This window comes from Bradyrhizobium sp. RDI18 (genome assembly GCF_043203335.1).
GTDB lineage: Bacteria > Pseudomonadota > Alphaproteobacteria > Rhizobiales > Xanthobacteraceae > Bradyrhizobium > Bradyrhizobium retamae.
This window is the reverse complement of sequence record NZ_JBICRN010000008.1, coordinates 5,587,252-5,609,936: the sequence shown is the minus strand read 5'-3', so window position 1 is coordinate 5,609,936 and position 22,685 is coordinate 5,587,252. Positions and strand designations below refer to the sequence as shown.

Genomic DNA, 22,685 nt, shown 5'->3' with positions numbered 1-22,685 from the left:
TCGCGACTTTATTCAATAACCCCGCGAGTGCCCATCCATTTCAGATCAGCCAAAAGTATTGGGGAACTTTGATCAAAACTGCGCCGTCATTCCGGGGCGCGACGAAGTCGCGAGCCCGGAATGACGCGTGCGAATTTACACCGCCGCCCGCTTCTTGCCCTTGCCTTCGGCGAGGTTGCGCACGATGACGTAGAAGATCGGCGTGAACACCAGGCCGAATAGCGTGACGCCGATCATGCCGAAGAACACGGCGACGCCCACCGCCTGCCGCATCTCCGAGCCCGAGCCCGACGAGATCACCAGCGGCAGCACGCCGAGGATGAAGGCGAATGACGTCATCAGGATCGGCCGCAGCCGCAACCGGCAGGCTTCGATCACCGCCTCCAGCCGCGCCTTGCCCTCGAGCTCGATGTCGCGCGCGAACTCGACGATGAGAATGGCGTTCTTGGCCGCCAGCCCAACCAGCACCACGAAGCCGATCTGGGTCAGGATGTTGACGTCCTGTCCCATGATCCGCACGCCGATGGTCGCAGCCAGCAGACACATCGGCACGATCAGGATGACCGCAAATGGCAAGCTCCACGAGCCATATTGCGCCGCCAGCACGAGATACACGAACAGCACGCAGATCGGGAACACGAGCAGGCCGGCTTGGCCGCCGGTGACCTGCTGATAGGACAAATCCGTCCATTCGAACGAGAAGCCGCTCGGCAGCGTCTCCTCGACGAGCTTCTTCATGGTGTCAATGGCGGTCGCTGAACTGGTCCCCGGCAGCGTGTCACCCTGCAACTCGGACGCGGGATAGAGATTATAGCGCGCGACCCGATCGGGGCCGGAGATGTCGCTGAAACTCACGACGCTGCCGAGCATCACCATGTCGCCGGCGGCATTGCGGGTGCGCAGGCGTGCGAGATCGGACGTCTCCTTCCGGAACGGCAGATCGGCCTGCGCCGTGACGCGGTAGGTGCGGCCAAACAGGTTGAAGTCGTTGACATAGGACGAGCCGAAATAGGTCTGGATCGTATCGTTGATGTTCGCAATCGGCACGCCGAGCTTCTGTGCCTTGATGCGGTCGATGTCGACGAACAGTTGCGGCGTGTTGGCGGCAAAGGTCGAGAACACCTGGGTCAGTCCGGGCGCCTTGCGCGCGGCACCGATCAATTCATCGGTCGCGGCCGCCAGCATTTCGGAGCCGCGGCCCTGACGGTCCTGGATGCGCATGGTGAAGCCGCCGCCGGTGCCGATGCCGGGCACCGCGGGCGGCGGAATCACGATGATGAACGCTCCCTGGATATTCGCCAGCCGCTTGCGCAGTTCGTTCGCGATTGAAGTGGACGTAAGTCCCTTCTTCGCCCTGGCCGCCGGATCGTCAAACACTGGAAACAGTGCCGCGGCGTTGCTCGCCTGCGTCCGGGTCGCACCCGAGAAGCCGGCGAAGGCGGGCGCCCGAACGACGCCCGGCGTATCAAGCGCAATCTTTTCGATCTCCCTGACCACTTCGGTCGTTCGCGCCAGCGAGGCCGCACCCGGCAATTGCACGGACACAATCACGTAGCCACGGTCCTGCGCCGGGATGAAGCCTTGCGGCGTCGTGATCAACAGCCATCCGGCGCCGCCGATCAGCGCCACGTACACCAGCAGCATAACCACCGAATGCCGGATCACGAAATCGGCGGTGCTCGCATAGCCATGTGCCAGCCGGTCGAAGCCGCGATTGAACACGCCGGTAAAGGCGCCCCAGCCGCGGGCGATGAAATTCCAGCGTGCCGGCGGCCTCTTGTCTTCGTGCGGTTGCAGGATCAACGAGGCCAGCGCCGGCGACAGCGTCAGCGAACAGAAGCAGGAAATCGCGGTCGCCACCGCAATGGTGACGGCGAACTGCTGGAAGAACTGCCCGGAGATGCCGCCAAGGAACGCGGTCGGCACGAACACCGCGCACAGAACCAGCGCGATCGACACCAGCGCGCTGCCGACCTCCTGCATGGTGCGGAGCGCGGCGTCGCGCCTGCTCATGCCATGTTCGAGATGGCGCTCGACGTTTTCGACCACCACGATCGCGTCGTCGACCACGATGCCGACCGCCAGCACAAGGCCGAACAGCGTCAGATTGTTGATCGAGAACCCGAGCGCCGCCATCACGGCAAAGGTGCCGACCAGCGAGACCGGAATCGCGATAATCGGGATGATCGCCGGCCGCCAGCCTTGCAAAAATACCAGCACCACGATCACGACCAGCGCCATCGCCTCGTAGATCGTCTTGATCAGCTCGCTGACGGACTGCGCGATGAATTCGGTGGGGTTGTAGCCGATGTTGTAGTCGAGCCCCTTCGGGAAGCTCGCCTTCAGTTTCTCCATCGTCTTGGAAATATTCTCGGCGGTCGCCAGCGCATTCGAGCCCGGCCGCTGCGTCACCAGCATGGCGACCGCGGATTTGCGCAGCAGAAAACTGTTGGTCGAATAGGCCAAAGCACCGAGTTCGATCCGCGCGACATCGCGCAGCTTGACCGTGCGCCCGTCGGCGCCGGCCTTGACCACGATCTCCTCGAATTGTTTCGGGTCTTTCAGACGGCCGGTAAAGGTGAGATTCGGCGAAAAGGCGCGGTCGCCGATCGGCGGCTCCGCGATCTGGCCGCCTGCGATCTGCACGTTTTGCGAGCGGATCGCCGCCACCACTTCGCCCGCGGTCAGGCCGAGCGTGGAGATCTTGTCGGGGTCGAGCCACAGCCGCATCGAATAGTCGCGCGCGCCGAAGATTTGAATGTCGCCGACGCCGTCGAGCCGCAGCAACTCGTCGCGGACCTGCAGCAGCGCGTAGTTGGAGATGTAGAGCTGGTCGAACGTGTCGTCCGGCGACAGCATGAACACGACCATCAGGATGTCGGGGCTGTTCTTGCGGGTGATGACGCCGTTGCGCTGCACCTCTTCGGGCAACCGCGGCTGCGCGATCGCGACGCGGTTCTGCACCAGCACCTGGGCCTTGTCGAGATCGGTGCCGAGCTTGAAGGTGACCGTGATCGTCAACTGCCCATTCGAGGTGGCCTGGCTGTAGAGATACAGCATGTCCTCGACGCCGTTGATCTCCTGCTCGATCGGAGCGGCGACGGTGTCGGACACGGTTTGCGCGGAGGCGCCGGGATATTGCGTGGTGACCGTCACCGTCGGCGGCACCACCTGCGGATATTCGGAGACCGGCAGCGTGGTGTAGGCGATCGCGCCGACGATCAGAAGCACGATCGACAACACCATCGCCAGGATGGGCTGGTTGATGGAGAGACGGCCGAGATTCATGTCTTGGCACCGGCCGGCTTGATCTCACCCGTCTGCGGGCTGACTTTCGCTCCGACGCGGGCCCGCTGCAGCCCGTCGATGACGACGCGGTCTTCCGGCTTCAGGCCCTCACGGATCACGCGCAGGCCTTCATCGAGCGGCCCGAGCGTCACCGGCCTCGCCTCGACCGTATTGTCGTCCTTGACCACGAAAACGATTTTGCGCGACTGGTCGGTCGCGACAGCCGTATCAGGCAGCAGCAGCGCCTCATACGGTGCGCTGCCGATGATCCGGACGCGGCCGAACTGTCCGGGCAGGATCGAGAGATCCTTATTCGGGATCACGGCGCGGCTGCGCAGCGTACCCGTCGAGACGTCCAGCCGGTTGTCGAGGAAATCCATCTTGCCCTCATGCGAGGGCTTGGTTTCGCCAGTCAGCGTCACCTGGACCGGGTTCGGCGTGTCGCGCGAGCTCGGCCGCCTGCCTTCGAACCAGAGCCGGCTGTTTCGCAAGTAAGTCGCCTCGTCGACATCGAAATAGATGTAGATCGGGTCGAGCGAGACGATCGAGGTGAGCAGCGTGGCACCGCCCTCGGAGCCCTGCACGAGATTGCCAGGCGTCACGAGATGGCGGCTGACGCGGCCGGTGATCGGCGCCATCACATGGGTGAATTCGATGTTGAGCTTGGCGGCCTTGAGCGCGCCTTCGGCCTGCATCTCCGCGGCGCGCGCCGCCTGCAGGGTCTGGCGGCGCTGGTCGACGATAGAGTCGGATACGGCCTGGGTCTGGTTCAACGTCAGCGCACGGTCGAGTTCGCGCCTGGCGAGTTCGGCCCTCGCGCGTGCGTCCGACAACTGGCCATCGGCCTGCTCGGCGACCGCCTCGAACGGACGGGCGTCAATCACGTAAAGCAGGTCGCCCGTGCGCACGATCGCGCCGTCGCGGAATTCGACGCTCTTCACGAAACCGCCGACGCGGGCGCGAACCTGGACCTCCTGGATGGCCTCGAAGCGGCCGGTGAATTCGTCCCAATCGGTGACGGTACGTTTCACCGGCTGCGAGACCGTGACCGACGGCGCTGCGGCGGCTGGCTGTTGCGGCGGCTTGTCGCCACAGGCGGACAGCGCAAGCGCAAGCAATGGGGGCAACCATTTGAGACCGCGAAGCGAGTGACCATCACGGCTTGCCGCAGCCGGACGCTTCAATGACTCAGTCGTGCTCAATCCCATCTCCCCCTGCATTCTCAACATCCTGATCGATGGAAAAGCTTGCCGTGGAACTTAGTTGCGGAGGCCACAGATGTGATCGGTTCCCAGTCTCGTCAAGAACCGGCCGGGATCAAGCACAATCGTTATGCATCAGCGTAGTCAACGCTCGTCGCAACGCGCGATTTCGCGTTTTCGCACTGCGATGAAAGCGGAACCCGTTGCGACGAATGGTCAGCTAATCGCCGCCTGATGACGAAAACGTGACATCGTGCGAAGACGTCTCGTGGAGCCCCCAAGGGGGAAGCGAGCGACTGCCCGATCGTCGAGATGGTCCGCTCATATTGCCGCCTTCAAGCATGACGTCGCCGATTTCCTCGGCTAACCTCGCCGCAAGGCCCGCCACAAGGGCCAGAGAATGTCCGGGGAGGACAAGCGTGCACAGAGGGCGTGTCGTATTCGGCGCCATGGACGAGGTCGTGTTCGGACGGCCGGCGTCCGAGGCGCTTGTCGCGCAGTTGGATCGGCTCGGCACGAGGCGCGCCTTCCTGATGGTCAGCGGCACGCTCAACCGCGAAACCGATGTGATCGATACCATCCGCCGCGCGCTGGGACCGCGCTGCGTCGGCACGTTCGACGCGATGCCGCCGCACACGCCGCGCTCAGCCGTGATCGCCGCCAGCGAACAGGCCCGCGCAGCGGATGCCGATCTCATCGTCACGATCGGCGGCGGCTCGATCACCGACGGCGCCAAGGCCGTGCAGCTCTGCCTCGCCAACGACATCCGCAGCGCGGATGACATCGATCGGATCAAGGCCGGTCGCGGCGGCTCACGGCAGCTCACCGCGCCAACGGTGCGCCAGATCAGCGTGCCGACGACGATCGCCGGCGGCGAATTCTCCTCCACGGCCGGCGTCACCAACGAGAAGACGAAGGTCAAGGAAGCGCTGCGCCACCCGCTGCTCATGCCGCGCGCCGTGATTCTCGACCCCTGGCTTGCCCAGCACACGCCGGAATGGCTGTGGCTGTCGACCGGTATCCGCGCCGTCGACCATTGCGTCGAAGGCATCTGCTCGCGCGAAGCTCACCCATATGGCGACGCGCAGGCGCTGAAGGGCCTATCGATGCTGGCGCAGGCGCTGCCGCGGGTGAAGGCCGCGGCCGGCGACCTAGACGCGCGGATGGATTGCCAGATCGGGACCTGGCTTTCGACCGGGCCTCTCGCTTCCGGCGTGCCGATGGGCGCCAGCCATGGCATCGGCTACGTGCTCGGCGCCGAATTCGAGTCCCGCACGGCTACACCTCCTGCGTGATGCTGCCGTCGGTGATGGGTTGGAACAAGTCAGCGAATGCCGAACGTCAGGCGCTGGTCGCAGCCGCCATGGGCCATCCAAACGAGGACGCCGGCGACGTGCTCGACCGATTCATTCGCAATCTCGGCATGCCGCGCAGCCTGCGCGAGGTCAAGGTTGGGCCTGAGCATTTCGACCGCATCGCGCAACAAGCGATGGCAACGCCGTGGGTGCCGCGCAATCCGCGCAAGATCGAGGGACCGGCGCAGGTGCGCGAGATTCTGGACATGACCGCGTAAGGAGACCGAAGCCAATATGTACACCGGCACACATGCTCACCTTCGTCCGCTGCAGCCCGCCTTCATCATGGCTTCCACCGGAGAGGCCGTGACCTATCGTGAACTGGAGGCGCGCACGAACCGGCTGACGCACTTGTTTCGCAATCGCGGACTCAAGCGCCTCGATCACTATTCGATCTTCATGGAGAACAACAGCCGCTACCTCGAGGCCTGCGGCGCCGGCGAACGGAGCGGGCTTTATTATACCTGCGTGAACTCCTACCTGACCGCGGGCGAGCTTGCCTACATCCTCACCAACAGCCAGTCGCGCATCCTCATCACCTCGAAGGCAAAGCTCGACGTCGCCCGCGAGGCGCTGAAGGAATGCCCCAAGGTCGAATTATGCATTGTCGCAGACGGCGACGGCGAGAGCGACCGTATCGTCGGGCTTGAGCAGGCGACGTCCGGCCTGCCGAAGACGCCGATATCAGACGAATGCATCGGGACCGCCATGCTCTATTCGTCGGGCACCACGGGCCGGCCGAAGGGCATCCTGCGGCCGCTGCCCGAACAGCCTCCGCTTCAGAACCTGGCGATCTTCGATTTCCTGCACGGCGTCTGGCACTACCGCGAAGGCATGATCTACCTTTCGCCCGCGCCGCTGTACCATTCGGCGCCGCAGGCGGCGGTCAATTTGACGATCCGCGCCGGCGGCACCGTCATCATCATGGAAAGCTTTGATCCGGAAAGATATCTGGAGCTGGTTCAAAGATGGGGCGTCACCCACACCCAGCTTGTGCCGACGATGTTCTCGCGCATGCTGAAGCTGCCGGAGGATGTCCGCAAGCGCTATGACCTCTCATCGCTTGAGATCGCGATCCACGCCGCCGCGCCCTGCCCGGCCGCGGTGAAGGACGACATCATCAAATGGTGGGGACCGATCATCCATGAATATTACGGCGCCACCGAAGGGCTCGGCTTCACCGCCTGCAACAGCGAGGAATGGCTGGCCCACCGCGGCACCGTCGGCCGAGTGCTGCTCGGCGACCTCCATATTCTCGACGAGAACATGCAACCCTGCCCGGTGGGCACCCCGGGCACGGTGTGGTTCAAGACCGCAACCCCGTTTGAATATTTCAACGACCCGGCCAAGACCCAGGAGGCGCGCTCGCCTGACGGCAGTATGAGCACGGTCGGCGACGTCGGCTATGTCGATGAGGACGGTTATCTCTATCTGACCGATCGCGCGACGTTCATGATCATTTCCGGCGGCGTCAACATCTACCCGCAGGAATGCGAGAACCTCTTGATCACCCACCCCAAGATCGCCGATGCGGCGGTGTTCGGGGTGCCGAATCCCGATCTCGGCGAGGAAGTAAAGGCCGTGGTGCAGCCGATGCCGGGCGTCTCGCCGGGACAGGAACTGGCCGACGAACTGATCGCCTTCTGCAGCCAGTCGCTGTCGCGCCAGAAAGTACCGCGCTCGATCGATTTCGAGGCCGAACTGCCGCGGCTGCCGACCGGCAAGCTCTACAAGCGCCTGTTGCGCGATCGCTATTGGGGCAACAAGGCCTCGCGGATCGTGTGAGCATGCGACGATGTGAGACGGCGAACCCGAACACAGACGTCGCGACACCTGGTGGTGCGGTGCATCATCCGGCGAGACATTCCAGCGCGAGCCGCAGCGAATCTGCCGCAGCGAACAGCCGTGTTGGCGCGTGTTCCGCCGCGCGGATTTCGATTAGTTCGAATTGCCGATCTGTGCATCGTCTTGGCCGGTTGCCCGGACGCCCGGTCATGCTATCGTCTGGTGTAATCGGCCGTTTCGAGACCGAACAAATGTGGGAGGGGACCATGCGGAGCGTTCATGCGCTTGCCGCCGCAGCGTTGTTGTTGCTGCCAGCTTATGATGTTGCATCGGCCGGCGAGCCCAAACAGGGCGGCATCCTCAGGGTCTATCATCGCGACAGCCCGGGCAGCGCCTCGATCCATGAAGGCGCGACGTTCTCGATCAACGTTCCCTTCATGCCGGTCTTCAACAACCTCGTCATGTTCAAGCAGGACGTCGCGCAGAACAGCGCAGATTCCATCGTCCCGGATCTGGCGGAGAGCTGGGCCTGGAGCAACGACGGCAAGAAACTCACTTTCAAATTGAGGCAGGGCGTCAAGTGGCATGACGGCAAGCCGTTCACCTCAGCCGACGTCAAGTGCACCTTCGACATGCTGATGGGCAAGTCGCAACAGAAGTTTCGCCAGAACCCGCGAAAGTCCTGGTACAACCAGGTCGAGGACGTGACGACAAACGGCGATTTCGAGGCATCGTTCAGCCTGAAGAGGCCGCAGCCGGCATTGTTGTCGTTACTCGCCTCCGGCTACACCCCGGTTTACCCCTGCCACGTTTCCCCGGCCGACATGCGTACCAAGCCGGTCGGCACCGGCCCGTTCAAATTCGTCGAGTTCAAGGCCAACGAATCGATCAAGCTCACGAAGAATCCCGATTACTTCAAGAAGGGCCTGCCGCACCTCGACGGCATCGAGTTCACCATCATCACAAACCGTTCGACGGCCATTCTCGGATTTGTCTCCGGGAAATTCGACATGACTTTCCCGACCGAAGTGTCAATCCCGCTCTTGAAGGAGGTCAAGTCGCAGGCACCGAACGCAGTGTGCGTGGTCGAGCCGGTCAACGTCTCGACCAACATCATCGTCAACTCGTCCGCCCCGCCGTTCGACAATATCGACATTCGCCGCGCGCTGGCACTGGTGCTCGACCGCAAGGCCTTCGTCTCGATACTGTACGAGGGACAGGCCGACATCGGCGGCACCATGCTCCCCGCACCGGGCGGCTTGTGGGCGATGCCGAAGGAAATGCTGGAATCGATTCCGGGTTACGGTCCCGACGTCAACGCCAATCGGGAAGAGGCGCGCAAGCTGATGCAGAAGGCGGGCTATGGACCGGACAAGCGCCTCGCCGTCAAGGTCGCCACGCGCAACATCCCGATCTACCGCGATCCCGCCGTCATCCTGATCGACCAGATGAAGAGCATCTATATCGACGGCGATCTCGACGTCGTCGATACCGCACAATGGTTCCCGAAGGTCGCCCGCAAGGATTACTCGCTCGGCCTCAACCTGACCGGCAATGCGGTCGACGATCCCGACCAGTCATTCTACGAAAACTATTCTTGCGGCTCGGAGCGCAACTACACCAACTACTGCAACAGGGAAATCGAGAAGCTGTTCGACGAGCAGTCGGTGGAGAAGGATGTCGCCAAGCGCAAGAAGTTGGTCTGGGAGATCGACAAGAAGCTGCAGGAAGACGTGGCGCGGCCGATCATCTTGCACGCCCGCCAAGGCTCGTGCTGGCAGCCTTATGTCAAGGGCATCACCATCATGGTGAACAGCTCCTACAACGGCTACCGTTACGAAGACGTCTGGATGGACAAGTAACGTCGGGCCGAGCGAAGCCGATGGGTCAGGGAGAGTAGCCGGGTGTTTGCTTATATCGTGCGACGCCTCGCCTTGATGCTCGTGACCCTGATCGGGATATCGATCATCATCTTCGTGTTGCTGCGGGTCGTCCCCGGCAACATCGTCGACATCCTGTTCGACGCCGCCGGCTTCGTCGATCCCACCGACAAGGCCAACCTGGAAAAGGAACTCGGCCTCAATCTGCCGATCTACCAGCAATATCTGAACTGGATCGGCGGGCTGCTGCACGGCGATCTCGGCTATTCCTACGTCTCGGAAAAGCCGGCGCTGCAGGAGATCCTGCCGCGCATTCCGATCACCGCCCGGCTGGCGGCGCTGGCGCTGTTGTTCTCGGCCTCGATCGGCATTCCCTTGGGCGTTCTCAGCGCAGTCCACCAAGGCTCGCGGCTGGATTATACCCTCCGTGTCGTCAGCCTGAGCGGCCTCTCGCTGCCTTCGTTCTGGCTCGGGCTGTTGATCCTGATGGCCTCGGTTTCGCTGTTCGGCCACATGCCGATCTACAATCCGAACCCGGCAACCTGGACGGAGGCGTTCGCGATCTATGCCGTGCCGGCGATGGCGGTCGGGTTTCGCAGCGCCGCGCTGACCATGCGCATCACGCGCTCCTCGATGCTCGAAATTCTGCGGCAGGATTACATCCGCACCGCGCGAGCCAAGGGCGCGTCCGAGGCTTCGGTCAATTATCGTCACGCGCTGAAGAACGCGATTCTCCCTGTTATCACCGTGATCGGCATCGAGGCGGCGTTCCTGATCGGCGGGCTGATCGTCACCGAAACTGTGTTCAATATTCCAGGCGTGGCCCGCTTCCTGGTCGAGGCGTTGCGCTGGCGCGATTACCCGATCGTGCAGAATCTCGTGATGCTGATCGCCGTGGTCGTGGTGGTCGCGAACTTCACCGTCGACATGCTTTACGCCGCGATCGACCCGCGCATCCGGTATGGGGACTAGCCGCGTGACCACGATTAACTTCGAAAGCGAGTTGAGGCGGGCCGGCGCCCATTCGACGCATGGCTGGCGCCGGCTGGTGTTCCTGGCGCAGCGTTATCTGCTCGGCACGATCGGCCTTGTCATCATGCTGATGTTCGTCTGGATGGCGATCTCGGCCGACCTGATCGCCCGCTATGACCCGCTCAGCGTCGATTCGGCGCAGCGGCTGGCGGCACCCAGCGCGGCGCACTGGATGGGAACCGATTCATTCGGCCGTGACGTCTGGAGCCGGATCATTCACGGCGCGCGCATTTCGCTCGCCGTCGGTATCGGCGCCACCGCGCTCGGATCGTCGATCGGCGTCATTGTCGGCCTCGTATCCGGCTATCTGTCCGGCTGGGTCGATCTGCTGTTCCAGCGCGTCACCGACATCCTGCAGGCCCTGCCCTTGCTGGTGCTGGCGCTGGTGATGACGGCGGCGCTCGGTCCCTCGCTGCCGAACGTGATCATCGCGATTGCTATCCCGTTGATCCCCACCGTCGCCCGTGTGATCCGCGCCAATACGCTGGCGCTGCGCGAGCAGCCCTTCGTCGAGGCCGCAAAATCGATCGGCATGAGCGAGACCCGCATTGCGCTCCGCCACGTGCTGCCGAACACGCTCGCGCCCTTGATCGTGCTGGCGACCGCGCAACTCGGCTCCACCATCCTCACCGAGGCTTCGCTGTCGTTCCTTGGACTCGGCATTCCCGAGCCCTATCCGTCGTGGGGCCGCATGCTGTCGGAATCGGCTGCTGAATATGTTCGCACTGCGCCGTGGCTGGTGATTTTCCCGGGCGTCGCCATCTCACTTGCGGTATTCGGTACCAATCTGTTCGGCGACGCGCTCCGCGACATCCTCGATCCGAGGCAACGCGGCTGATGAGCGGGGCGCGCAAGGACGACACTATTCTCGATGTGAAGAACCTGAAGACGGTGTTCTTCACCAATTCCGGGCTGTTCCGCGCGGTCGACGACGTCTCGTTCACCGTGCGCCGCGGCGAGACGCTCGCGATCGTCGGCGAATCCGGCTGCGGCAAAAGCGTGACCGCGCTTTCGGTAATGCGGCTGGTGCCGGACCCGCCGGGCCGCGTGGTCGGCGGCTCGGTGACGCTGGAAGGCACCGATCTGCTCAGCCTCGACGAGGCCGAGATGCGCGACATCCGCGGCAACCGGATCTCGATGATCTTTCAGGAGCCGATGACCTCGCTCAATCCGGTGATGCGGATCGGCGACCAGATCACCGAGGTGCTCCGCCTGCACCAGGAGATGACCGCGAAGGAGGCTTGGGCCAAGGCGGTCGAGATGCTCCGCCTGGTCCGCATTCCCGAACCGGACCGGCGCGCGCACGAATATCCGCATCAATTGTCCGGCGGCATGCGGCAGCGCGCGATGATCGCGATGGCCCTGGCGTGCCGGCCGGCGCTGTTGATCGCGGACGAGCCGACCACCGCGCTCGACGTGACGATCCAGGCGCAGATCCTGGCGCTGATCGTCGACCTGCAAAAGAGGCTCGGCACCGGCTTGATCTTGATCACGCACGATCTCGGCGTCGTCGCGCAGACCGCGCAACGCGTCATCGTGATGTATGCCGGCAAGAAGGTCGAGGAAGCGACCGTAGAGGACCTGTTCGAAAATCCAAAGCATCCCTACACGCGCGGGCTGATGGCCTCGATGCCGGCGGTGATTTCGTTCGGTGCCAAGACCGATGCGCGGCTGAACGAGATTCCCGGCATGGTGCCGTCGCTGACCAACCTGCCGCCGGGCTGCGCCTTTGCGCCGCGCTGCCGCCTTGCCGTGGACCGATGCCGCGCCGAATATCCACCGCTGCAGGAAGTCGATGCCAATCATCTGGCGGCGTGCTGGCGCGCAACCGAATTGGTAGGCGCGCCATGAGCGACCAACGCCCCCTCCTTGAAGTCACTGACCTCGTCAAGCATTACGCGGTGCGCGGCGGCGTCCTGCGCCGGCGCGTCGGCACCGTGCATGCGGTCGACGGCGTCAGCTTCTCGGTCGGCAAGGGCGAGACGCTCGGGCTGGTCGGCGAATCCGGCTGCGGAAAATCGACGGTCGCCCGCGCCGTGCTGCGGCTGGTGGAGCCGTCCAGCGGCGCCATCAAGCTGAACGGCACCGACATCACCGGGCTCAGCAAGGCCGAGATGCGGCCGCACCGTCGCTCCATGCAGATCGTATTCCAGGATCCGTTCGCCTCGCTCAATCCGCGCATGACCGCGGGCGATATCGTCGGCGAGCCGCTCGCCGTGCATGGGCTGGCAACCGGTCGCGCGCAGCAGGAACGCGTCGCGGAACTGTTCGCGCAGGTGGGATTGCGGCCCGATCAGATGAAGAACTACCCGCACCAATTCTCCGGCGGCCAGCGGCAACGCATCTGCATCGCGCGGGCACTGTCGCTCGGGCCGAGCCTGATCGTGTGCGACGAGCCGGTCTCGGCGCTCGACGTCTCGATCCAGGCGCAGGTGATCAACCTGTTGATCGAACTGCAGCGCAATAACGATTTTTCCTACCTGTTCATAGCGCATGATCTCGCCGTCGTCGCCCATATCAGCCATCGCGTCGCCGTGATGTATCTCGGACGCATTGTCGAGATTGCGGACAAGTCGGAATTGTTCGCGAACCCGCGGCATCCATATACGCAGGCGCTGCTGGCGTCAGTCCCGGTCGCTGATCCCAAGGCGAAGCGCCTTGCGCCCATGGTCGACGGCGACGTCCCGAGCCCGATCAATCCACCTTCAGGCTGCGCCTTCCACACCCGTTGCCGCTACGTCATGGACCGCTGCAAGGTGGAGCGGCCGGCGCTGGTGGAAGCTGGCGAAGGACATCAGGTAGCGTGCTGGCTGAACGACGGCACGGGGCGACCGGAGTAAGTCTATCGTCGTCCCTGCGAACGCAGGGACCCATAACCACCGCTGCTACTTATGAACGAAAGTTATCGCCCCAACTTCGCACAAATCGAACATTCGTGGTTATAGGTCCCGGGTCAAGCCCGGGACGACAGAGATTTTTGTCACGCCGCCGCAATCTCCACGACGATCCGCCCCGTCGTCACCTGCTCGCCCTCGGTGACATCGATCGACGAAACCGTACCCGCGACACCGGCCATGTGCACGTGCTCCATCTTCATCGCTTCCAGCGTCATCACCGGCTGGCCGACGGCAACCTGCTCGCCGGGCTTGACCAGCACCGCCACGACGCGGCCGTTCATCGTCGCGCGCACCTTGCCGTCGCCGTCCGCCGCCGCAGCGGAGGCCGGTGCAGCCAGCGTCAGATCGCGGGCGACAATCGAGGCTCCGCGATGCAGGATGTACAGACGACCGTCGTCGCGCAGGAATCTCGCTGATTCCATTATGCCGTCGGCACGAAAGCGGATCGTATCGGGGCCAAGTTCATCGATCTCGAAACGGCGCTCGTCGCCATCGAGGCCGGCGACATAACTTCCGTCGCGGTTCCGAACGATATCAACCTCGAACGCACCGTGGCCAAGGTCGATCCGCATCGTCAGCGGGAACGTCGCCGCCAGACTGCGTCCGCTGCGCCAGGGCGGCGCATGCGGATTGGTGACGTAAAGCAGTAACGCCGCCAGCGCAGCTTCCGCCTTACCCTTCACACACGGCGCCAGCAATTCGTCGCGGTGATTGCCAATGAAGGCCGTGGTCGCATCGCCCTTCGCAAAGGCAGGATGGCGCAGGCAGGAAATCAGGAATCCCTGATTGGTGGTGATGCCGAATGCGGCAGTCTGTTCAAGCCCGCAAATCAGCCGCCCGCGGGCCTCGTTGCGGTCGGCGCCATGGCTGATGATCTTGGCGATCATCGAGTCGTAGAATGGCGGAATCTCAGAGCCCGATTGCAGCGCGTGCTCGACGCGGATGCCGTCGGGCATCTGCCATAGCTCCATTCGCCCCGATTGCGGCATGAAGTCATGGTCCGCGTCCTCCGAGCACAACCGCACTTCGATGGCGTGGCCGGAGAATTTGACGTCTTCCTGCTTGAGCCCGAGCGGCTGGCCGGCCGCAATGCGCAATTGCAGTTCGACCAGATCGAGCCCGGTAATCGCTTCGGTGACGGGATGCTCGACCTGCAGGCGCGTGTTCATTTCCATGAAATAAAACTCGCCGGACGGATCGAGCAGGAATTCCAGCGTACCCGCGCCCTCATAGCCGATCGATTTGACGGCAGCGACCGCGACGGCGCCCATGCGCGCCCGCAATTCCGGCGTCACTTTCGGCGACGGCGCCTCCTCGATCAGCTTTTGGTGCCGGCGCTGCACCGAGCAATCGCGCTCTCCGAGATGAATGGCATTGCCGTAGCGATCGCCGAATACTTGAATCTCGATGTGGCGGGGATCGACGATCGCGCGCTCCAGGATCACCGTGGGATCACCGAACGCGCCCTGCGCCTCCGACCTTGCGCTGCGCAGCGCATCCGGAAATGCCGCGGCGTCTTCGACCAGCCGCATGCCGCGCCCGCCACCGCCAGCAACCGCCTTGATCATCACGGGGAAGCCGATCTTCCTGGCCTTCGCCAGCATCACTGCGTCGCTCTGGTCTGCGCCCTGATAGCCAGGCACGACAGGAACGCCTGCCTTTGCCATGATGTCTTTGGCGCCAGCCTTGTTGCCCATCGCCCGGATCGCCTCCGGCGACGGCCCGATGAAGACCAGCCCGGCATCGCGGCAGGCCTGCGCAAAATCCTCGTTCTCGGCGAGGAACCCGTAGCCCGGATGCACGGCGCCGGCCCCGCTGGCTTTGGCTGCGGCGATGATCGCGTCGATCCGCAGATAAGACTGCGCCGGCAGCGCCTCCCCGATCCGCACCGCCTGGTCCGCCTCACGGACATGCAGCGCGTCGCGGTCGGCGTCGGAGTAAACGGCCACGACGCCATAGCCGAGGCGGCGCGCGGTGCGCATGACCCGCAGCGCGATCTCGCCGCGGTTGGCGACGAGAACCTTGAAGAATGGCGTTCGCTTCATCTCGATCCTGCTCATGGCCGGGCGACCGAGAATTGCATGCGCTGCGGCGTGCGGGCTTCGGCCTCACGGCAGATCGCCAGCACTTCCGCAAGCACGCTGCGGGTATCGCGGGGATCAATCACGCCGTCGTCCAGCACCCGCGCGCTGGTCGAGAACACGTCCATCTGGCCATCGAACACGCCCGTGATCTGCGCCTTCATCGCCTCCAGCTTTTCCTTCTCGATCGGCTTGCCTCGCCGCGCCGCCGCAGCCTCGGTCACGATCGCCATGGTTTCGGCGGCCTGCTCGCCGCCCATCACGGCGGTCTTGGCATTCGGCCACGAGAAGCAGAAGCGCGGGTGGAAACCGCGCCCGCACATGCCGTAATTGCCGGCTCCGAACGACGCCCCACAATAGATCGTGATCTGCGGCACGGTCGCCGACGTCACCGCCTGGATCATCTTGGAGCCGTGCTTGATCATGCCGGCCTCTTCGTAGGCCTTGCCGACCATATAGCCGGTGGTGTTGTTCATGTAGAGCAGCGGCGTGCGCGACTGGCAGCAGGCCTGGATGAAATGCGTCGCCTTGTTGGCGCCGGGCACATCGAGCGGGCCGTTGTTGGTGATGATCCCGATCGCCTGTCCTTCGATGCGGGCGTGGCCACAGACCGTCGCCGGGCCGTAATTCGCGCCGAACTCGGTGAAATCGGAATCGTCGACAAAGCGCGCGATGGCCTGGCGCATATCGACGGGACGCTTGTGGTCCATCGGCATGATGCCGAGCAGTTCCTCGGCGTCATAGCGTGGCGGCTTAAAGGACAATGCCGCAGGCTTCGGCCGATCCCATTCCAGGTTGGCCATGATGTCGCGCGCGATGCGCAGCGCGTCGCGGTCATCCTCGGCCAGATAATCGCCGAGGCCTGAAATGGAGGTATGCATCTCGGCGCCGCCGAGTTCCTCCTCGGTTGCGATCTCACCCGTCGCCGCCTTCAAGAGCGGCGGCCCGGCCAGGAATGCGCGGGTGCGGCCGCGGACCATGACGATGTAATCGGATAGCCCGGTCTGGTAGGCGCCGCCGGCCGTTGACGATCCATGCGTCACCGTTACAACGGGCAGCCCCCGGCCGACAGCCGCGCGAGATTGCGAAAGATGTTGCCGCCGCGGATAAAATCCTCGACGCGGTAACGCAGCAGATTGGCGCCGGCGCTTTCAACCAGTTGCACGTAAGGCAGCTTGTTTTCCAGCGCCAGTTCCTGCAGCCGCAGCGTCTTGTCGAGGCCGAACGGCTGCAGCGCGCCGGCGTCGATGCCGGAATCATTGGCGCTGACCATGCAGCGGATGCCGGAGACGAAGCCGATACCCGCGATCACGCCGCCGCCGGGAACGCTCTTCTCCGCATCCGGCACATCGAACATGTAGCCGGCGAGCGTCGACAGTTCGATGAACGACGAGCCCGGGTCGAGCACCAGCGCCACACGCTCGCGCGGCAGCAATTGCCCGCGCTTGTGGAAGCGGTCTTTGGCTGCGGCCGATGCTGCGCGCGTGCGATCTTCCAGCGAGCGCATGCGCCCGATCAGCGCCAGCATGCCGTCGCAATTGGCCTTGTAGGCGGCGCTGGAGGGGGAGATGGTGGATTCAATTACAGCCATAAACTCTCCATCCGTCATTGCCTGCGACAAACGCGAAGCGTTTGCGCAAGGAGCCAGCGGATCCGGCCTTCGGCCGGCCCGATGATAAACTCCGCGACAGAGCAATCCATACTTTGCCGGATGGCGCGATGAATTGCTTCGCTTCGCTCGCAATGACGGCACTAATGCCTCGTCCCGAGTATCTGCCGCGCTTCGGCGGGGCTCGCGATCTCGCGGCCCGCACGCCGTGCGCAGGCGGCGGCGGCTTCGATCAATTGCCCGTTCGAGGTCACCTTGGTGCCGTCGGCGAGGTAAAATGTATCCTCCAGCCCGGTGCGCAAATGCCCGCCGAGATCGGCGCAGCGCTGATGCAACGGCCAAATTTCGTCGCGGCCGATCGCGGTGACCTGCCAATGTGCTGCCGGCAGTTTCAGCTTGAGCAGGATCGGCAGCAACTCCGGATCCGCCGGCATGCCTGACGCCACGCCCATCACGAAATTATATTCGAGTGGGCCGGAATACATGCCGGTCTGCACGTACATGCCGACACAGCGCACAATGCCGACGTCGAAACATTCGAACTCCGGAATCGTGCCCGCTTCCCTCATCACGTCGAGATAATCCTGCACCTTCTCGACCGCATTATCGAACATCATCGGCGGCCAGGCCCAGGTGTTGTCGGACTTCACCTTGAGATAGTTCAGCGAACCCGCGTTGCAGGCCGCGATCTCGGGTCGGGTCTCGCGCACGCAGTCGAGCGCACCCTGATATTTCGGACCCGACGTGCCTGTCGTGTGATTGATGATGACGCCGGGGCAGGCCTCGCGGATCGCCTGCTGGATCTCCTTGGAGACGCTGACATCCCAGGACGGCAGATGGCCCTTGTTCGGCTCCTGCCGGCGCAGATGGATGTGCATGATGCTGGCGCCGGCGTTGAAGGCGGCCTTGGCCTCACGCGCCATCTGCTCCGGCGTCACAGGCACGTTGTGCTGCTTCGGATCGGTCAACACGCCGTTCAGCGCGCAGGTAATGACGGCCTTGTCGCCCATGGATCAACCTTCGAAAACGGGACGCGAGAGATCGCGAACATCCAGCGCGATCATGCGTGCCGCATCAGCCGGCTTCTTGCGTCCACCCGCTATCCGGCGCTCGCGTGGCGGTGGCTGTAGATCGCGAGATCGCGCGAGCCGGAAAAGATTGCGCGCGGCTTCAGCCCGTAGAAGCGGCGGATCGAATGGCTGAAATGTGTGGAATCGGGATAGCCGATATCCTGCGCGAGATGCGCAAGGTTGATGTCCTGGTTGGCGAAATGCAGCAAATGCCGCGCGCGCTTCCAGGCGCGGAACGAGCGGAAGGATATCCCGGTCTGCTCTTTGAAGAGATGCAGAAAGCGCGACGGCGATAATCCCGCCTCCGCGGCGCAGCTTGCCGCCGTCACCGGCTCGCCGGAGAATTTTCCGATGTGCACGATCGCGTGTGCCACGCGTGGATCGAGCTCACGTTGCGGCAAGACTTCACCAAGGCACAGGCGATCGAGTTCGGCGCTGGAAAACTCATTGCGCGCGTGATGCTCGCGCAGTTCACGATAGGCGGCCCGAATGCGGCTGGCGAAAGCCGCGCCCTCAGGCCCCGCGAGGCGCATCACGAGATCGTCGAGCACGCCGGGACGAACGCTCTCCGGTTCGATGACGACGCTGAGCACCGAGCGATGATCGCTCGCGATGGTATGCCTGACGTTCGGCAACAGAGCGAGCATGTCGCTACGCGTTTCGTGGCCATCGGCCGTGGTGAGCCAGAGACCGCCCTCGATCGCGACATAGATGTTGAAGGCGCCCGAGCAGCGTTGCCGGGGCCGACCGAGCAGGCCGGCGTAGAACACGCGTTCCGGGGTGATCAGCATCAGATGGCCGGATTTGTGGCCGGTATCGTCCATGGCTCGTCCTCCTCGCGCGGCTCTCTGGCCGCTGCGATGGGGTCAACCATAGCGGAAATTCGTGGGCTGTCACCGAGAGAAGGGGCCGTCAGTCCGGGGCGATGCGAAGCATCGAACTACGGGGTGCCCCTTGCGCCCCTGAGAATTTCGAGATTCCGGGTTCGCTGCGCGCCCCGGAATGACACACACCCCATCAAGCCCGAACGCGCGGCGCGACGTTTTGCTCGATGCCCGCCTTGCGCTCCGCCGCAACCGCGCGCTGATAACCCTCGCGCTCCTGCAACCGGGCCCAATAGGCCCTGACATTCGGCCCGAAATCCTTGTCCAGGCCGATATTGCCGGCCAGCCGCAACGCATAGCCGTTAACGATATCGGCCGCGGTGAAGCGGCCGGCGCACAGGTTTTCGGCATTGGCGGTCGCTGCCTCGACCGCGCGCAGCCGGCCCAGGAACCATTTGGCGTAATCGCCGGCAACTTGCGGGTTCCGCCGTTCCTCCGGCTCGAGTTGGCTGTATCTCAGCACCAGCGTTTGCGGAAAGGTCAGCGTGGCGTCGCTGAAATACATCCAGTTCAGGAAGGCGCCATAGGCCGGGTCATCCTGCCCTACCACCAGCGGCGTCGGTCCGTATTTGGTGCCGAGATAGTAACAGATGCCGGACGACTCCGTCATCTTGGTCTCGCCGTCGATCATGAACGGAATGGTCCCGAGCGGATTGATCGCGAGATATTCCTTGGCGAGCACGCGCGGCGGGAACGGCAGCATCTTCAACTCGTAGGGCAAGCCCATCTCTTCCAGCATCCAGAGCGGGCGGAACGAGCGCGCGCCGTCGCAGTGATAGAGCGTGATCATCAGGCGTTCCCTCTTTTCTTGATTGGCAGTCTGGAACGCCGGCAGGCCGTCCGCAACGACATTCTTATGCGTTCGGCGCGTGCCGCATCAGAGATCTGCTCCCTCGATGATATTGCCAAACCGGACATAGCCTTTTCCGTCCCAGCGCTGCAACTGCATCTGACGCAACGGATGGTGGTTGGTAGCGCTGGTGTTAACACGCACGCCCGGCAACAGGGTCGGGACCTCGACGTTCCTGAGGCTGTTCGCCTCGCGCATGATGCTGTCGCGGCTGAAATTCCCCTTGCACTGCTCCAGCAATACGCGCAGCACTGATGTGACCGTATACCCATACGCGTTGAGGAACTCCTTCGGATTCCCTTCGCTGTAATACTTCGCCATGAACTTCAAGTAGTCCTTGATCGCGGAATCTTCCGCCCACGCCGGATCGGACGGATCCTTGATGTACACCGAGGTGATAACTCCGACCGCGCGCTCGGGCCCGACCGGCATGATGGTCGAGGCCACCGAGGCAGCGCCGCTGGTAACAAAATGCATTGGTTTCCAGTCGAGTTCGAAGACCTTCCGGATCGACTGTGCCGCAAACTTCGCCGTGACGCCCGAGATCAGAACATCGGCGTTGCAGGCGCGTAGTGCGACGACTTGGGAATCGATCGTCGGATCGGTGACTTCGTAGGACACCGCCTTCACCATGGAATCGTAGCGCGGCCCCAGCACGTCGCGCAGGCCGTTGACGAAATCCTTGCCGAGGTCGTCGTTCTGGTAGAGCAAGGCAAACTTCGCATCGGGCTTCTGGCTCAGCGCGTATTTAGCAAAAATCTGCGCCTCGGTTCGTGAACTCGGCGCAAAGCCCATGGTCCAGGGATAGTTCCGGTAATCGCCCCATTTGTCGCCGTTCACCGACAGGAACAGATGCGGCACCTTCTTCGAGTTGACGTACTTGACCACGGCGGAGTTCGGCGCCGTGCCGAGCATCGAAAACAGAAAGGCGACATCGTCGCTTTCGATCAGCTTTCTGGTTTGCTCGACGGTTTTCGCCGGATTGAATGCATCGTCATAGTAGATGAAGTTGATCTTGCGGCCGGCGATGCCGCCCTGATCGTTTATCATGCGGAAATAAGCGTCCGAGCATTTCGCGATCGTTCCCAACGCCGACACCGGACCACTCAGCGAAGTGGTGCAACCGATCTTGATCTCGGTAGCGGTAACGCCGGGAGTGTCTTCGGCACGAGAAGGGCCCGCAAGCGCCACAGCACCTGCCGCCGCCGAACCAGCAAGTAGCGTACGACGGTTGAGCGAGGTCATGCCTTCCTCCCAGACTATGTTGAATCTCGGCTGCTTTGCGCAGGCGTTGGATAAAGTGTAGGAGGACCACGTTCCGGGTCTTGCGTCTAAGCGCTGGTTGCCCTGTCGCAGCTTGGGCGCGGATTACTGAAGCGCGATGGCACACCCGAACGCAGGCGCAGTAAACGCGCGGTGGTGTAGGCCGCGACCAGGCCGAAGTCATTGCTGGTGCCGCCACCGCCGTGTGCCTGAATGGCCAATCGCGTTTCGCCGCTATTTCTGTTTCATGCCGGGCAGCGTGCCCATCATCTTGCATAACACCGTCAGCATCACCTCGTCGGCGCCGCCGCCGATCGATGTCAGGCGGCTGTCGCGATAGGCCCGGCTGACGGGCGTCTCGTTCATGAACCCCATGCCGCCCCAGAATTGCAGGCAGGCATCAGTGAGTTCGCGCCCCAGCCGCCCTGCCTTGAGCTTGGCCATGGTGGCAAGCCGCGTCACGTCCTCGCCCGCGATCAACGCCTCGGCGGCGCGGTAGACCAGCGCGCGCAACAGTTCGACCTCGGTCTGCATCTCCGCCAGCTTGAAATGGACGGTTTGGTTGTCGAGGATCGACTTTCCGAACGCCTTGCGGTTGCGGGTGTATTCGATCGTCTCTGATATGATGAATTCATGCGCCTTCAGGCAGGCCGCGGCGCCCCACAGCCGCTCCTCCTGAAACTGCACCATCTGGTAGGTAAAGCCCTTGCCCTCTTCGCCGATCCGGTTGCGCTTGGGCACCCGGACGTTGTCGAAGAAGATTTGGGCGGTGTCGGACGAGCGCATGCCCATCTTGTCGAGCTTGCGCGCCACCTGCACGCCCTTGGTCTTCATCGGCACGCAGATCAGTGACTTGTTGCGATGGACCTGGCCGTCGCTGGTGTTGGCGAGCAGGCAGATCCAGTCGGCCTGCACGCCGTTGGTGATCCACATCTTGCCGCCGTTGATGACGTAATCGTCGCCGTCGGAGCGCGCACTCGTCTTGATCGAGGCGACGTCAGAACCGGCGCCCGGCTCCGAGACGCCGACGCAGGCCACCGCATCGCCGGCAATCGCCGGCGCTAGAAACTCACGGCGCACCTCATCAGAACCGAACCGCGCCAGCGCCGGCGTCGCCATATCGGTCTGCACCCCGATCGCCATCGGCACGCCGCCGCAGGTGATGGCACCGAGCTCTTCGGCCATCATCAGCGCGTAGGAATAATCGAGTCCCTGGCCGCCGAACTCGGCGGGCTTGTTGAGGCCGAGAAAGCCGAGGTCGCCGAGCTTCTTGAACAATTCATGCGCCGGGAAAATGTCGTTCTTCTCCCATTCGTCAACAAAGGGATTGATTTCTGCGGCGATGAATTTTTGCAGGATACGGCGGGGTTCGTCGTGGTCGGCGGTGAAGAGCATTTTTTATCCCTTGTCATTCCGGGGCGATGCGCAGCATCGAACTATGGTGCGCAATTGCGCACCTGAGAATCTCGATCGGTTCATCAACTTCTGG

14 protein-coding genes and 2 pseudogenes are annotated in these 22,685 nt (G+C 63.3%); 7 read left to right on the top strand and 9 right to left on the bottom strand.

The features are described 5' to 3' along the window. Positions 1-135: 135 nt before the first annotated feature. Positions 136-3,288 carry an efflux RND transporter permease subunit gene (locus tag ACFXS9_RS36140; RefSeq protein ID WP_392697728.1) on the bottom strand — a complete coding sequence of 1,051 codons (3,153 nt, stop codon included), beginning with the start codon at positions 3,286-3,288 and terminating at the stop codon, positions 136-138. Next, positions 3,285-4,415: an efflux RND transporter periplasmic adaptor subunit gene (locus ACFXS9_RS36135; protein ID WP_392700189.1), complete on the bottom strand. Its 1,131-nt coding sequence runs from the start codon at positions 4,413-4,415 to the stop codon at positions 3,285-3,287. Before ACFXS9_RS36135 ends, ACFXS9_RS36140 begins: the two co-directional genes overlap by 4 nt. Before the next feature lie 494 nt (positions 4,416-4,909). Between ACFXS9_RS36135 and ACFXS9_RS36130 the strand changes: the two are divergent. The 7 genes and pseudogenes from ACFXS9_RS36130 (at position 4,910) to ACFXS9_RS36100 (ending at position 13,382) form a co-directional block, all read left to right on the top strand. Further along, positions 4,910-6,063: pseudogene (locus ACFXS9_RS36130) on the top strand (iron-containing alcohol dehydrogenase). Positions 6,064-6,079: 16 nt separating this feature from the next. Beyond that, positions 6,080-7,630 (top strand): AMP-binding protein, encoded by a 1,551-nt coding sequence (locus tag ACFXS9_RS36125; protein WP_392697726.1) that lies wholly within the window; start codon positions 6,080-6,082, stop codon positions 7,628-7,630. A gap of 266 nt (positions 7,631-7,896) precedes the next feature. Then, positions 7,897-9,492, top strand: a complete 1,596-nt coding sequence (locus ACFXS9_RS36120) for an ABC transporter substrate-binding protein (RefSeq protein WP_392697723.1) — start codon at positions 7,897-7,899, stop codon at positions 9,490-9,492. Positions 9,493-9,534: 42 nt separating this feature from the next. After that, a complete protein-coding gene (locus ACFXS9_RS36115) occupies positions 9,535-10,482 on the top strand; it encodes an ABC transporter permease (protein WP_057841301.1) in 948 nt (315 codons plus the stop codon). A 4-nt stretch (positions 10,483-10,486) separates the two neighbouring features. Continuing rightward, a complete protein-coding gene (locus ACFXS9_RS36110) occupies positions 10,487-11,380 on the top strand; it encodes an ABC transporter permease (protein WP_392697721.1) in 894 nt (297 codons plus the stop codon). Continuing rightward, a complete protein-coding gene (locus ACFXS9_RS36105) occupies positions 11,380-12,393 on the top strand; it encodes an ABC transporter ATP-binding protein (protein WP_392697718.1) in 1,014 nt (337 codons plus the stop codon). Before ACFXS9_RS36110 ends, ACFXS9_RS36105 begins: the two co-directional genes overlap by 1 nt. Then, positions 12,390-13,382 (top strand): ABC transporter ATP-binding protein, encoded by a 993-nt coding sequence (locus tag ACFXS9_RS36100; protein ID WP_392697715.1) that lies wholly within the window; start codon positions 12,390-12,392, stop codon positions 13,380-13,382. The genes ACFXS9_RS36105 and ACFXS9_RS36100 overlap by 4 nt, the downstream gene beginning before the upstream one ends. 140 nt (positions 13,383-13,522) lie before the next feature. On the opposite strand, the gene ACFXS9_RS36095 is transcribed toward ACFXS9_RS36100, so the two are convergent. The 7 genes and pseudogenes from ACFXS9_RS36095 to ACFXS9_RS36065 form a co-directional block, all read right to left on the bottom strand. Further along, positions 13,523-15,484 (bottom strand): acetyl-CoA carboxylase biotin carboxylase subunit, encoded by a 1,962-nt coding sequence (locus tag ACFXS9_RS36095; RefSeq protein WP_392697713.1) that lies wholly within the window; start codon positions 15,482-15,484, stop codon positions 13,523-13,525. 11 nt (positions 15,485-15,495) lie between these two features. Next, positions 15,496-17,111, bottom strand: a pseudogene (locus tag ACFXS9_RS36090) (acyl-CoA carboxylase subunit beta). Positions 17,112-17,272: 161 nt separating this feature from the next. Beyond that, complete coding sequence (locus ACFXS9_RS36085) at positions 17,273-18,139, bottom strand: 3-keto-5-aminohexanoate cleavage protein (RefSeq protein WP_392697710.1); 867 nt, start codon at positions 18,137-18,139, stop codon at positions 17,273-17,275. Between the two features lie 89 nt (positions 18,140-18,228). Then, positions 18,229-19,023, bottom strand: coding sequence for a helix-turn-helix domain-containing protein (locus ACFXS9_RS36080; protein ID WP_392697708.1), 795 nt, complete (start codon positions 19,021-19,023; stop codon positions 18,229-18,231). A gap of 193 nt (positions 19,024-19,216) precedes the next feature. After that, on the bottom strand, positions 19,217-19,873 hold the full coding sequence (locus ACFXS9_RS36075; RefSeq protein ID WP_334372190.1) for a glutathione S-transferase family protein: 657 nt from the start codon (positions 19,871-19,873) through the stop codon (positions 19,217-19,219). An 87-nt stretch (positions 19,874-19,960) separates the two neighbouring features. Further along, the gene (locus ACFXS9_RS36070) at positions 19,961-21,178 is read right to left on the bottom strand and encodes an ABC transporter substrate-binding protein (RefSeq protein WP_392697705.1); all 1,218 of its coding nucleotides are present in this window, start codon (positions 21,176-21,178) and stop codon (positions 19,961-19,963) included. Positions 21,179-21,430: 252 nt separating this feature from the next. Next, entirely contained in the window at positions 21,431-22,591 is a 1,161-nt protein-coding gene (locus ACFXS9_RS36065) for an acyl-CoA dehydrogenase family protein (protein ID WP_392697702.1), read from the bottom strand. Positions 22,592-22,685 lie beyond the last annotated feature (94 nt).